This is a genomic window from Metasolibacillus sp. FSL K6-0083 (assembly GCF_038630865.1).
Classification (GTDB): domain Bacteria; phylum Bacillota; class Bacilli; order Bacillales_A; family Planococcaceae; genus Metasolibacillus; species Metasolibacillus fluoroglycofenilyticus.
On record NZ_CP152046.1, the window covers coordinates 1,313,536 to 1,327,679 of the forward strand.

Below are 14,144 nucleotides of genomic sequence, written 5' to 3' on the forward strand. Positions count from 1 at the left end.
ATTCCCCCTTGTTAATTATTACATTACACGCTTGAACATTTTTTCTAGCTCATATGTCGAAAAGTGAATTAAGACAGGACGTCCATGTGGGCATGTAAATGGATTTTCCGCCTCTCTTAAATCATGCAACAGCTGGACCATCTGTTCATTTGTTAAATAATAGTTTGCTTTAATCGACTTTTTGCAGCTCATCATAATGGCTGCTTCCTCACGCAATTTTTTAATATCTGCCTTACGTGTCGTAAGCACTTGCTCGATTAATTCCTCGATAATTTCTTGCTCAAAGCCTTGAGGGAACCAAGTCGGATGCTCACGCACTACGAAGGAATTTTGCCCAAACGGCTCTAAATAAATACCGATTTCCTGTAAGCCTTGCTGATGCTCCATTAAACGTAGCGCCTCATCCGCTGAATAATGAAAGGTTAATGGTAGAAGTAGTGCTTGACGCTCATTAGCATTGACCTCGCCTACTTTCTCTCGATAATATTCATATTTTATTCGCTCTTGAGCAGCATGCTGGTCAATTAAATAAAAGCCGTCCTCCATTTGTGCAACAATATATGTGCCATGGATTTGCCCGATAACATCAAGCTGCGGAAACGGTGTCTTTTCCTCTTTAGGTAGCTGCAGCTCCACTACAGGCTCTTCAATCGTTAACTCTGTTATATGCTCCTCTATAACTGGCTCTATTGTTAAGGGCTCCTGACTTTCCTTCAATTGAATAGGTTCGCCTTTTAATGGAGCCTGCTCCAATCTATTGTCATTTAATTGACCTACAATTGCCGCCATCTTTTCTTCATTAAATGACGGAGCTGGCTTCCACATATTCAACTGCTCACTAGGTAATTTTTCAAGTTTTTTCGGCTTTGTTGCCAACGGAACACGAACAACCTCACGCACTGCTTCACGGATTGTTTGCTCCACTAATTGTAAAAGCTCAGCTTCCTTACTTAAACGAATTTGATGCTTTGCTGGGTGAACATTGACATCTGTTAGCTGCGGATCACCTTCAATGAATAATACTGCAATCGGGTAGCGTTCGATAGGTAAATACGTGTGAAATGCATCAACGACTGCCTTCTGTACTAAATAATGCTTAACCCAGCGCCCGTTTACAAATACTGAAATATAGTTTTTCGAAGCGCGTGTCAGCTCTGGCAATGTAGCAAAGCCATAAATTTTATAATCATTTGTTTCTCCTTTGAACGCAAACATTTTCTTCGCATTATGCGCCCCGTAAATTGCCGCTAACACCTGTTGAACATGCCCTCGTCCATTTGTTTGTAGCTGTACTTGTCCATTATGCACAAGCTTAAAGGCGATATGTGGATTACCTAAGGCCAAGCGATTTAACAAATCAAGCGAATGACCAAGCTCCGTTTGCACAGTTTTTAAATATTTTAATCGTGCTGGTGTATTGTAAAATAATTGCGCTACTGTAATATCAGTTCCTTGTCGTAATGCCGCAGGCTGCTGACTTTTAATATGTCCACCTTCAATATATAATTGTGCCCCGTTCTGACCGTCAGATGTGTTCATCGTCATTTTGCAAACAGATGAAATAGAGGCCAATGCCTCACCACGGAAACCAAGTGTGCGAATGCGGAATAAATCCTGCTCCTTTTCGATTTTTGAGGTAGCATGTCGCTGGAAGGATTTCAACGCGTCCTCCTCATTCATCCCACTGCCATTATCGACGACTTGGATTGACGTTAATCCAGCCTCCTCTAAAAACACTTCAATCGTTGTTGCACCCGCATCAATCGCATTTTCTACAAGCTCTTTGACAACAGATGCAGGACGCTCTACTACTTCCCCCGCCGCAATTTTATTGGACAGCCATTCATCCATAATATGGATTTTCCCCATTCGCGCTCACCTCTGCTTATTCAATAATTTTTGTTGTAATTCATGCAATAATGTCATTGCTTGTAGCGGGGTTGTCCCCATTATATTTACTTTAGCTAACGTTTCTAGCACTTCCTGTTCTTCCTGCTGCTCTATGAAAAGCGATAACTGCTCTGCTACTACTGGTGGCGTAGCAACTTCCTCCTTCACCGCGTTTATTTCCTGTGCCTCAAATTGTGTTAGTAGCACTCTTGCGCGTTCAATAATAGGCTTAGGCATTTCTGCTAATTCTGCGACATGCACACCATAACTTTTATCTGCCGCTCCTTCTTTAACTTTATGCAAAAAGACCACTTTACCATCGCGCTCCGTCGCACTTACATGGACATTTTGTAGACGCTCTAAGTCACGCTCGAGCTCTGTTAATTCATGATAATGTGTCGAGAATAGTGTATTTGCGCCGATTTCCCGATGAATATATTCCATCATTGCCTGTGCTAAGCTCATACCATCATATGTTGATGTCCCACGCCCTATCTCATCAAATAATAGCAAGCTATTTTTTGTTGCATGGGTAATGGCATATTGAGATTCCAGCATTTCTACCATAAAGGTCGATTGTCCTGCTGCTAAATCATCCGCTGCACCGATACGCGTGAAAATTTGGTCAGTAATCGGTAAATGTGCCTCTTTTGCTGGTACGTAACAGCCCATTTGCGCCAAAATAACGGTTATGGCAACTTGCCTCATATACGTACTTTTACCAGACATATTCGGCCCTGTAATAAGCATCATATTTCGTGCATCTGGCAATACACAATCATTCGGCACGTATAATTGCTTATTCAACATTTTTTCAACAACCGGATGACGTCCCTCTTTAATTGTCAATGCGCGCCCGTCATGGAATGTCGGACGAGTAAAATGGTATTTTTCAGAAATAAGGGCGAAGCTGATAAATACATCTAATTCACTTATTTCAGCCGCCAGTGCTTGTACACGTGGAATATATGCCTTTAATTCGTCGCGCAATGCAACGAATAAATCATATTCGAGCGCCAAGCTTTGCTCTTCAGCATTTAAAATCAAAGCCTCTTTTTCTTTCAGCTCCTGCGTAATATAACGCTCTGCATTCGCTAATGTTTGCTTGCGCTCATAGCGCGTTAAATCAACATTGCTGTAATTCGATTTCGTAATTTCAATATAATAGCCAAAAATGCGGTTATAGCCGATTTTTAAGTTTTTAATCCCTGTTAGCTCACGTTCCTTTTGCTCAAGCTGAGCAATCCAATCCTTGCCATTGCGTGAAGCATAGCGCAACTCATCTAGCTTTTCATTGTAGCCATCCCGAATAACATCCCCCTCTTTAATGGCAATCGGTGGATGGTCAGTAATCGCTTCTCCTAGTAACTGCTCCACTTCCTCGCATAAATCAAGCGCTTCACCTAGCTGACGTAACGGCTCCTTTGTACTTACCAATAGCTGTTCACGAATGGCGGGTACTTGGCGCAATGATTCACGTAGCTGTGCTAAATCTCGTCCACCAACATTACCAAATGCGACGCGCCCCGCTAAACGCTCTAAATCATACACTAGCTTTAAACGCTCCCGCAGCTCCTCACGGATGAAAAAATCTTCTAATAAATGCTCTACAATTGTTAAACGCTTCTCAATTTTAGCCCGCTGAACAAGGGGCTGATGCAGCCATTGCTTTAATTTCCGCCCCCCCATCGCAGTGACAGTTTCATCAAGCAACCATAAAAGTGTACCCTTTTGGTCGCCCCCACGGATTGATTGCATAAGCTCTAAATTACGCTTTGAATTCGCATCAATCGATAAATAATGATTCATTTCAGTAAATTGGAATGATTGAATATGTGTAAGCGAACGCATTTGTGTGCGTTCAATATAGCGTAAAAGCTTGCTGGCAATAGGCTTCACATTTTGCGGTAAACCTGCGGTAAATTGCTCCGCCTGTTGCATTTCCTCATGCTCAACGGATAGCACAATATTTAAAGTTTGCGCCATTTCAGCAGCCTCTAAATTCAAAGCCTCTCCGACAATTAATTCACGAATCGCGTAGGATTGCAGTTGCTGAAATAATGCTTTAATATCGCCTTCAATAACTGTCGCTGTCGACTCACCTGTTGAAATATCTAATGTCGCAAAGGCAATTTGCTGCTCCGTTATATATTCTGCTGCCGCAATAAAATGATTCGTTTTACCATCAATCGTTTTTCCCTCTGTAATTGTCCCCGGTGTAATAAGCTGGACAACCTCTCGCTTCACGACACCTTTAGCTACTTTGGGGTCTTCTGTCTGTTCACAAATCGCTACTTTATAACCTTTTGAAACAAGTGTTTCAATATAGTTTTTAGCAGAATGATGGGGCACACCACACATTGGAATTCGCTCCTTACTCCCCGCATCACGGCTCGTCAACGTAATTTCCAATAATTGTGATGCCTTCTCTGCATCCTCAAAAAACAGCTCATAAAAATCGCCTAAGCGAAAAAATAAAAACGCGTCCTTATAATCTTCTTTTATCATTAAATATTGTTGCATCATCGGCGTGTATGTAGTCATGTAAAAAACCCTCTTTTAATCAATTTCTATAGTCATTACTTCTATTATATAAAAAAAACATCTGTTGTGCATGCTCACCCCTTTATTAAGAAGAAAAATGCACGATTATCTGTTGAGGTTGGAGTATAGAGGGAAGGGGTTTTTATATGGTTTTTGCAAATTTTCATGACTTATCTGCGATTTTCCACAACTAAATGCTTCAAAAAACAAACAATGGCTGTTTGAAAAGTGGCATATTCGCCTACTTTTCAAACAGCCTCCCTACTTCGTTTATTGGAAAGATGATGATTCTTTTATGTGACGGATGTGTGAGGAGCTTGAGCTTCCTAGCAATGATGATGAACTTGAGGAGGATGAGCTAGAGGAGGATGATTCTGCAATCTCCCATTCATCCTCAAACTCTAATGGATGAACATGGATGCAGACAGTCGTTTCACCAATTAGCTCGACTAAAAACTCCCGTTCAATTGTTACTTGGAACTTATCACCACTTACAATAATTGCCTCAACACAGTTTGGTTGCTGTAACACATGTGTATGAACATCATTCGTGTCCTGCACCTTTTCATCGCGATAATGTAATTTAATGCGGTCACGATATGTTATTGTTTCTGTGTAAACAGCCGTTTTCGAATGTTGATTGTAAGCATACCATACATTAATATCAAATTTCCCTGACACCTCAACAAAATTTCCATTCTTTTTCGCTTGGTAATGGTGATTGATTACCCAGCATCCTAAAATACTCGTTGGAACATTTGGCGGACATAGCGTTTCAACACTCTCAGTACGCTTCTTTCCCTTCGCTACAACAGCCTTTGTCACAATTTGACGTAATCGTTTCAACGAAAAATCCCCCTTCCTATGTGGCTCGCCATAGTTTATGCGGCACTCGCCTAAATGGTGCTAGGAAGGGGGGAAATGTTCATTTTGAAAATTCTCTTTAGCGATGTTTCAAAATACTTGAGCCCGCTATACCTGGATGTGTCATTTCATACGGGTCTAAAATAAGGTCGAGTTGCTCAGCCGTTAATACACCTGCTTCAATACATAGCTCGCGAATAGAACGCCCTGTTAAAATTGCTTCATTCGCTAGGCGGGCTGCTGTTTCATAACCGATATGTGGATTCACCGCTGTTAAAATACCGACGCTTTTTTCTACATATTCTTTCATGCGCTCTTCATTGGCTTTAATATCTTTTAAGCAATGCTCCGTGAATGCTTCGAATACATTATTCATAATGCTTAATGATTGGATTAAATTGAATACTAATACTGGCTCCATTACGTTTAATTCTAATTGTCCAGCTTCTGAAGCCATTGAAATTGTATGGTCGTTACCAATGACTTGGAAAGCTACTTGGTTTAATACTTCTGGCATAACTGGATTCACTTTACCCGGCATAATCGAAGAGCCTGGCTGGCGTGCTGGCAAAAAGATTTCGCCAAGCCCTGCACGTGGTCCAGAAGCCATTAAACGTAAATCATTTGAGATTTTCGACATATTAACCATACAAATTTTTAATGCGCTTGATACTTCTGTATACGCATCTGTATTTTGTGTTGCATCAACTAAATGTGTTGCACCTGTTAATGGGAAGCTAGAAAGCTCTGCCAGATGGCGGTCTACAGCTAAAATGTAATTAGGCACAGCATTTAAGCCTGTTCCTACTGCTGTTGCTCCCATATTCACTTCATATAAATGCTCACGTGTTGCAGCAATACGTTTAATATCGCGGCTAATCACACGGCTATATGCTTCAAACTCTTGTCCAAGTCGGATTGGAACGGCGTCTTGTAAATGTGTACGTCCCATTTTAATGACATGTGCGAATTGCTCAGCCTTCATTTCAAATGTATTTTGCATATGCTGCATTGTTGCAAGTAATTCTTCAATTAAGCTTAAAATTGCGATATGAATGGCTGTTGGGAAGGCATCATTTGTCGATTGTGACATATTGACATGGCTGTTCGGACTAATCGTTGCATAATCGCCTTTTTCCTTACCTAAAATCTCCAATGCACGGTTCGCAATTACTTCGTTGGCATTCATATTAATCGACGTTCCGGCTCCACCTTGAATTGGGTCTACAATAAATTGCTTATCCCATTTTCCTTCGATAACCTCATCTGCAGCCACAACGATGGCTACACCTAGTTCCTTTGGTAATAATTCAACTTCCATATTACCTAAAGCTGCTGCTTTTTTGACAATCCCCATTGCACGAATTAACGAAGTATGTAGTGATAAACCTGTAATAGGAAAGTTTTCGGTTGCACGTAATGTTTGGATGCCATAGTACGCATCTCTCGGTAATTCACGTTCTCCTAGAAAATCTTTCTCTACACGCATTTGCTGTTCCATAAAGTATCCCCTTTATCTAATTTCGATATCTGTTTCATCTAATTTTGATATCTATTTAACATGATAGTAGCCAATTTTTATTACGTTGTAAACAGTATTTCGCTTTAATTCGTAATTTTTTGTACGCATTAACAATTACACCGAGGTATAATTGCGTCTAGATTTTTTTGAGCTGTTCGGTGGAACCGTCACGCCCTACTAACCTGCATTACACTGGTCCTCCTTCAAAACCAGTGACCTTATAGGCAGCCACAACTGAAATTGTCGTTTTAAATCAGTGTTCGCAAAATTTCAAAGATGAGTCTTTTCAAAAAAATTGCCTGAAAAGCAATGCATTCGCACGCCCTTCAGACACCTCTTCTCTTAGTTTTCCTGTGAATCTAGCAGTTGCTCTACCTCTGCTAAAGTCATCGGCTTGTAGTAATAATAGCCTTGTCCTACTTGGCAACCTATTTTTTGTAGCTCTAAATGTTGCTCCTCTGTTTCAATCCCTTCAGCAACAGATTTCATATATAAATTTGCTGATAATTGAATGATTGTACGCACAACTGCATTCATTCTTTCATCTGATAAATGATCGATAAAGCTTTTATCGATTTTTATTTCATCAAATGGCAGTTCTTTTAAATAGCCTAAAGATGAATAGCCTACACCAAAATCATCAATTGACATCGCAATACCAAAAGATTTCAGCTCGTTAATAATCTTCTTCGCCCGCATCATATTTTCAAGCTCTACACTTTCGGTAATTTCAAATTTAATGTAGCGTGGCTCGACGCCATATTCAGTAATAAGTTGCTTCATGTTTTCTACAAAATACGGATCATAAAAATGGCTTGGTGATATATTAACTGCAATTTGATACATTTTTTTACCTGCATCTTGTCTCGCTTTTTGCCAAGCTAAAATCCTTCTTAAAATTAGGCGGTCGACTTTATGAATATTACCGGTGTTTTCTGCAACAGGAATAAATATTGCAGGCGATACAAAGCCAAGGCTTTCTGAAAACCATCGAGCTAATGCTTCAAAGCCTTCAATTTGCCCTGTTTGAATATTTATCTTTGGCTGAAGTACAGGCATAAATTCTTGATTTTTTAATGCATATGAAAAAGATGAAAGAACGTCCATTTCAAGTTGTAGCGTTTGCACGCGAGATTCATCATACACTTTCATCGTTGTACCTGCACTTTTTAAAGCAACAGATAAGGCCGTATCCGCGTGCTTTACCGCCTCGGTGCTTAAAATAGTTTTACCATAGTTGGATGTGCCAATTTTCAATGTAATATAAACGCTTTTCCCTTCAATTGTAAAAGGCTCCACAATGATTTCCTGTAAAAGCTTGTCTAGCTCATCATCGATTGCATATTTGCTTGCTAAAATAACGGAAGAGTTCGTGTATCGGGCAATGAGTGCATTTTCAAATGCGGGTATTAGCATTGCTCGTTGCGCCAGTTGCAATAATAGCGCATCGCCCCCTTGTCTTCCGTATAAATCTACAACTCTCTGATACTCCCCCGGCTCGATGATACAAATAACCCCATTGTAGTCTTCATGATAAAATTGATTCAACTCGTTTTGGAACAGTGTAAAATTTGGTAATCCTGTCTTTTCATCATAATAGGCTAGCTGTAAAATTTCCTTTTTTTGATTGAAATATTTCAATGCAAGTGTAACAATTGGTGCCACTCTATCTAAAAATTTAAGCTCATTTGGACGCGGAAACTTTATAGGCTCGATAAAAAATAACGAGAATATGCCTGCAAGCTCTCCTTCAGGCGTTTTGATTGCCTGATGCCAAATTGCTTCTACCCCATTTTGTCGTAATATATTTACCCAGTCACCTGATTGCTTCGTTAAATCTTGAATAACATAACGCTCTGTCATAATATTTTGCAGAAAATGACTATAGTCTAAATTCATTTGATCGACCGAATTAAAAATTTTCCTTATTTTTTTCGGCAATGTATTTGTAGCCACTAAGTTCAAACGGTTATCCTCAATTAAAAATATACATGTATAACTTTTCTTTTGTAATGTTGTAGAAATATGTCGGCAAAGATGCTCAAAAACCTCTGCAATATTCGCCCCCTGCTCTAGCTCTGAATAAGCCTCACGCTCAACAGCAATTAAAGCCTCTACATTAATAGAATCTGTAATATCTCTAGTAGCAACTATGTAAAATTGTACAACACTTTCATTATCTCTTATAGGGAGAATGGATAATTCATTCCAAAAGGCCGTTTGATCCTTGCGATAATGGAATATTGATAATTTCAACGATAAACCTAGTTGGAGACTTTCTAAAATAAGTGCCTCACTGTTTGCATCTGTTAATGGACCTTTCAGTATTGTTAATGTAGAGCCAATGAGCTCATCATGACTATATTCAGTCATACTCACAAAAATATTATTGGCAAATATAATCCGATGTTGCTGCTGTGCATCTAAAATAACTAATCCTGATTCAAATTGCTTTGCTACTTGGCATAACCCAAAATACAATTGTCCTCTATCAACTGTGTTATTGTTATTTATATACATTGGCTACCCTTCTTTTCGTTTAATCAATTATGCCTCTACATAATTATGATTAGATTTTTTCCGAGCTCGAAAAGCTTCCCAGCGAGCATCCATTTTTCGCTGAATCAAGATAAATGTATCAGACTTCCACAAATTTCATTAGTCCATTTTACTTATTTATAACATGTTCCACTCTGTTCGACAAACCATTTGAAATTAATTATGTACTATCCTGCATTATTGATGACAATTTATGAATAAAAACAAAGGGATACGATAAAAACAGATTTTCCTCTGCCTTTCTCGTATCCCTTTACACATATACTATATTATTATGAGCAACTACCCGGCACGCTATTTTCAACCTTTGAGCCTGTTTCACCGCGCAGTAAATCGCCGCCTGTTGAGGCAATAATTTCGTTTGTTACCTCATTGGCAATAGCATTGGAAACTAATTGCAGCAAATCATTTACATCCATTTGTGACTGCTTAAATTGTTGCACTACAGGGATTTCGTCGATTTCCTGCTCAATGCCCTCAATTTTACCTTCAATCATATTTAGCGCCTTTTCTTTACCTAAATGTTGGAAATTTACAGCTTGCTTTTGTAATGTTTTTAATGAAGCGATTTTTTCTCGCACAAATTGGTTTTCATTGATTTGTGCCTCTGCTTTTTTGAAAAACTCTACTTCCTCTGTATTGGCAATCATATTGGCAATCTCTTTTGCCTTTGCGACGATTTCATCTTTTGTATAATATGTTGTCATTAACTATGCACCTCATGTCGTTTTACAATTTCTACAAACTCTCCGCGTAATGAATAGCTTTTTGCTTCCATAATTTTCACTTTTACTAACTGCCCTACTAAATCCATAGGACCTTCAAAGTTTACAAGTTTATTTTTACGTGTATAACCAGCTAACACATCATCGCGTTTTTTACTGCTACCTTCTACAAGCACCTCAACAAATTCACCTTCAAGCTTTTGCAATGCTGCACTCGAAAACTCTTCAACAACTGCATTTAAACGCTGCAAACGTTGTTTTTTTACTTCCATAGGTACATTGTCAACCATTTTCGCAGCAGGTGTTCCTTCACGTGGCGAATAAATATACGTGTAGGCCATTTCAAAGCCTACTTCGCGATATAAGTCTAGCGTCTCTTGGAACTGCTCCTCCGTTTCATTCGGATAGCCAACAATAATATCTGTGGATAAAGCAACATCTGGCATCGCTTCTTTAATTTTACGCACTAAATCAAGGAAATGCTCTCGTGTATATTTGCGTGCCATAATTTTCAAAATTTCATTCGAACCTGATTGTACAGGTAAGTGAATATGTTCTACTAAATTGCCACCTTTCGCTAAAACTTCGATTAAATAATCATCGAAATCACGTGGATGGCTTGTCGTAAAGCGAATGCGTGGAATATCAATTTTCCGCAGCTCGTCCATCAAATCACCTAGACGGTAGTCAATATCTGTGAAATCTTTACCGTAGGCATTGACATTTTGACCTAGTAGCATAATTTCTTTATAGCCACTTGCTGCTAATTCACGCACTTCTGCAATAATTTCTTCTGGTCGACGAGAGCGCTCTTTCCCACGTGTGTATGGTACAATACAGTACGTACAAAATTTATCACAGCCATACATAATATTAACCCATGCTTTAATCGAACCAAGACGCTGCTTCGGTAAGTTTTCGATTACATCGCCTTCCTTTGACCAAACTTCAATGACCATTTCCTTCGACATATACGCTTCTGTTAAAATGTTTGGTAGTCGATGGATATTATGCGTACCGAATACCATATCCACATGTTGATACGTCGTTAAAATCTTATTAACGACCGATTCCTCCTGTGACATACAGCCACACACGCCGATTAGCATTTCTGGATTGCGGCGCTTGTATTTCATTAAGAAGCCAAGCTCACCAAACACTTTATTTTCTGCATTTTCACGAATCGCACAAGTGTTTAATAATACGACATCAGCTTCTTCAATGTTCTCTGTCGGCTCGTAGCCAAGTTGCATGAAAATACCTGCCATTACTTCTGTATCGTGCTCGTTCATTTGACAGCCATATGTGCGAATATAAAATTTGCGCCCATGACCCATATTTAAAAACTGCTCGTCAATCGTAAAATCCTTATGATATTTTATCTCTTCTTTACCACGCTTTTTCGCATCTTTTAAAGAAGGAGCTGTGAATACTTTTTCAAAATATTTGCTATAATCCTTTTCAGCAGCTGGCTTTGGTTGATTTACTTGTTTGCCTGCTAATCGTTGTTCCTCATTCATCGAGCCCATATACTCCTTTCAATTGATTTCGTGCATACGAATATCCATTACACTATTATAACGAATTTCCTAAGAAAGAACACTATTCAGGCTTCAATTGTTAAGGACTTTGTGTGAATTTTTTGGTTTATACACTACGCATAATGTATTAAAACAGTGCATTTTACAGTGTCTTTTCCATTATTCCTATATATATGTTGGCTAGCTCCGACAAAAATAATCGAATCTTCACTTTTCACTTTAAAATATTCGTTGCTATTTAGTAGAATCCGATTCCGCAGCGTTTTATTCTGGCAGGCCATTAACGAATCAAAATCACAAAATCCAAGGCGGTGGCTATTTAATGGACTTGCCACTATTAGATAAAAATTTAATTGCAGACTTTGTTCATATTACTGACAGGGAAGCTACACAAACGGCAAGAGATTCAGTAAAGGGGAAGCGATGAAAACATTTATTTCAATGCGGTGTCAAAACAAAATGGACCTTTCGCACAACTCCGTTTCTTGGGTTTATTCCTCGTTCCCCCAAAAACGCTTGTATTCCTGTGGTTTGTTGTCCTTTAAAATCGCTAAAAATGTAAAGCCGAGTTGGACAACTGACCACCATTTCATATTATAATGATGCTCAAATTTGTAGCGTGACATTGAAAAGACATCTTTAAAAATGGTTAGTGCATCAATGCCCCGCTCCTGCAAGTAAACTAAAAAGCCTAAAAATAATGTGTGGTCCTTGACTTGGAGCTGCTGCTTATTGATTAAACGTTCTAATTGCTGTGCCTTATAATAGCTGCCTTCCACTGAACGCTGTAATTGGGTCAATTCCTTTTGCTCGTACCTTGTAATAAAATCTATAACGTTCGTCAATTCCATCACACCTCAATTCATTGCTATAGCTTTTATTATACAATGAATTTGTTTAGTGCATGCGATAAGGAGCGTGTATTTCTAGAAATTTGCTTAATTTGCTCATTCATATTTGTTGTAATTTCTAGCTGTTGTGCTGTTTGCTGGGCAATTTGTTCCACTTGCGCACTATTTTCTTCAGATATTTGCGTTAGCTCCCTTGATTGGTCTGCTACGTTTTGAGCATATTGTGACATTTTTTCAATTGTGGCAGAGACATCTGCGATATGTGGCTCAATATGCTCGATACGCGCTGCGATTGTTCGGAAATTATTAGCCGTTTGTGTTGTTACTTGAATTCCTGAATGAACTGCTTCATTTGCCACTTCCATCATTCCTACAGCATCTTTTGTATCTTCCTGTATCGTTTTAACAATTGCTGTAATTATTTTTGTTGAATCAAGTGATTGCTGCGCCAGTTTTTTAACTTCATTTGCAACAACAGAAAAGCCTTTTCCTTCCTCGCCTGCTCGTGCTGCTTCAATTGCGGCATTGAGAGCAAGCAAGCTCGTATTATTAGCAATTGCTTGAATAATATCGACAGCCTGTGAAATTTCCTGTGATTGCAGCTCAAGCTTGCGCATTTTCGCATCTGTTTCAACCATTGCCTGTTCAATTACTTGCATTTGTGACATATTCATTGCGATTTCTTGCTCACCTTGCCTCGCCTGCTTAACCGTCTCGACAATATTTTCCTTCATTGTTTGCACGCGATTAGTAATTGTCGTAATATTGCTTGCTACCTCTTGTATCATCGCCGTGTTTGATGTTAAATGTGTTGTTGATTCCATAATGCTGTGCGTTATGCCATCTGTATTTTCGGTCATTTGCTGAGTAGATTCAGTCATCGTTTGCGAGCTTGTACGAATATTTTCGTTTGCTTTTTCGACAGAGCTTGCGCTGCTGTTAACTACTTCTAATAAGCCCTTTACTTCTTCGACCATCTGATTATAGCAAAGTAGCAGCTCCCCAAGCTCATCACGCGATGTATATACTGCCTTTTGTGTAAAATCGCCTTGCTCCGCACGCTTTAATAAATCTTTTAATTGTGATGTTGGCTTACGTACAGACCTTGAAGCAGTAAAGCTTAAAATAAGTACGAGCACCACCATCATTAGTGAAATAAATATAATAATGAAATAACCTCTATGTATGTCCTTTTCATAATTCGTGATTTGTTGCTCTGTACGAGTAAGTACATAATCAATTACCTCTTGTACAGTGGCTTCATCTATTTCCGTTTTCATCTGCTTTAAATAAAAATCCATTTTTGAATCAAATGCTAAATAAGGGGCTTCATTTATTAGTGCCTGCGCTTCCTTTGTTTGACCTGCTATAGTGAGTGCTTCTGCCGACTTTAACACATACATTCCTTGCACCTTTTGCTCATATACTTGCTGAGCATGCCACTCCATTTTCCGCAAATAATCAATACAAAAAATAGCAATAATAATATTTGAAACAACGCAAACAAGCATTAATAACATTAGCTTGTCCTTTACTTTAACATATTTCATTTTATATGCTCCTTTTTTACTATCTAAAACAAGCATATACGAATTGTATAAATTCGATGTAAAGGCAATGTTAAGTGTTTGTATAGAAGTAACATTAA

At 38.8% G+C, this 14,144-nt stretch carries 9 protein-coding genes; all 9 read right to left on the reverse strand.

All coding sequences use genetic code 11. The features are described from left to right. Nucleotides 1-18: 18 nt before the first annotated feature. The 9 genes from mutL to MHB51_RS06360 all read right to left on the reverse strand — a co-directional run bounded on the left by mutL (nt 19) and on the right by MHB51_RS06360 (nt 14,046). Nucleotides 19-1,869 carry a DNA mismatch repair endonuclease MutL gene (gene mutL / locus MHB51_RS06320; RefSeq protein WP_342472822.1) on the reverse strand — a complete coding sequence of 617 codons (1,851 nt, stop codon included), beginning with the start codon at nt 1,867-1,869 and terminating at the stop codon, nt 19-21. Between the two features lie 6 nt (nt 1,870-1,875). Next, a complete protein-coding gene (mutS, locus tag MHB51_RS06325; RefSeq protein ID WP_342559246.1) occupies nt 1,876-4,434 on the reverse strand; it encodes a DNA mismatch repair protein MutS in 2,559 nt (852 codons plus the stop codon). A 270-nt stretch (nt 4,435-4,704) separates the two neighbouring features. Next, complete coding sequence (gene cotE / locus MHB51_RS06330) at nt 4,705-5,280, reverse strand: outer spore coat protein CotE (protein ID WP_066171240.1); 576 nt, start codon at nt 5,278-5,280, stop codon at nt 4,705-4,707. 97 nt (nt 5,281-5,377) lie between these two features. After that, a complete protein-coding gene (gene aspA / locus MHB51_RS06335; protein WP_066171243.1) occupies nt 5,378-6,799 on the reverse strand; it encodes an aspartate ammonia-lyase in 1,422 nt (473 codons plus the stop codon). A gap of 363 nt (nt 6,800-7,162) precedes the next feature. Beyond that, nucleotides 7,163-9,340 (reverse strand): EAL domain-containing protein, encoded by a 2,178-nt coding sequence (locus tag MHB51_RS06340; protein ID WP_066171246.1) that lies wholly within the window; start codon nt 9,338-9,340, stop codon nt 7,163-7,165. Nucleotides 9,341-9,651: 311 nt separating this feature from the next. Continuing rightward, nucleotides 9,652-10,086, reverse strand: coding sequence for a RicAFT regulatory complex protein RicA family protein (locus MHB51_RS06345; protein ID WP_066170257.1), 435 nt, complete (start codon nt 10,084-10,086; stop codon nt 9,652-9,654). Beyond that, nucleotides 10,086-11,624 (reverse strand): tRNA (N6-isopentenyl adenosine(37)-C2)-methylthiotransferase MiaB, encoded by a 1,539-nt coding sequence (gene miaB / locus MHB51_RS06350; RefSeq protein ID WP_066170255.1) that lies wholly within the window; start codon nt 11,622-11,624, stop codon nt 10,086-10,088. Before miaB ends, MHB51_RS06345 begins: the two co-directional genes overlap by 1 nt. A gap of 512 nt (nt 11,625-12,136) precedes the next feature. After that, nucleotides 12,137-12,490: a 2-oxoglutarate ferredoxin oxidoreductase subunit beta gene (locus MHB51_RS06355; protein WP_342559247.1), complete on the reverse strand. Its 354-nt coding sequence runs from the start codon at nt 12,488-12,490 to the stop codon at nt 12,137-12,139. Nucleotides 12,491-12,525: 35 nt separating this feature from the next. Then, nucleotides 12,526-14,046 carry a methyl-accepting chemotaxis protein gene (locus tag MHB51_RS06360; RefSeq protein ID WP_342472824.1) on the reverse strand — a complete coding sequence of 507 codons (1,521 nt, stop codon included), beginning with the start codon at nt 14,044-14,046 and terminating at the stop codon, nt 12,526-12,528. Nucleotides 14,047-14,144 lie beyond the last annotated feature (98 nt).

What these genes read in the sequence shown, in the direction of transcription:
- mutL (WP_342472822.1), bottom strand. Translation starts at nt 1,869, where the DNA reads ATGGGGAAAATCCATATTATGGATGAATGGCTGTCCAATAAAATTGCG.
- mutS (WP_342559246.1), bottom strand. Translation starts at nt 4,434, where the DNA reads ATGACTACATACACGCCGATGATGCAACAATATTTAATGATAAAAGAA.
- aspA (WP_066171243.1), bottom strand. Translation starts at nt 6,799, where the DNA reads ATGGAACAGCAAATGCGTGTAGAGAAAGATTTTCTAGGAGAACGTGAA.
- MHB51_RS06340 (WP_066171246.1), bottom strand. Translation starts at nt 9,340, where the DNA reads ATGTATATAAATAACAATAACACAGTTGATAGAGGACAATTGTATTTT.
- MHB51_RS06345 (WP_066170257.1), bottom strand. Translation starts at nt 10,086, where the DNA reads ATGACAACATATTATACAAAAGATGAAATCGTCGCAAAGGCAAAAGAG.
- miaB (WP_066170255.1), bottom strand. Translation starts at nt 11,624, where the DNA reads ATGAATGAGGAACAACGATTAGCAGGCAAACAAGTAAATCAACCAAAG.
- MHB51_RS06360 (WP_342472824.1), bottom strand. Translation starts at nt 14,046, where the DNA reads ATGAAATATGTTAAAGTAAAGGACAAGCTAATGTTATTAATGCTTGTT.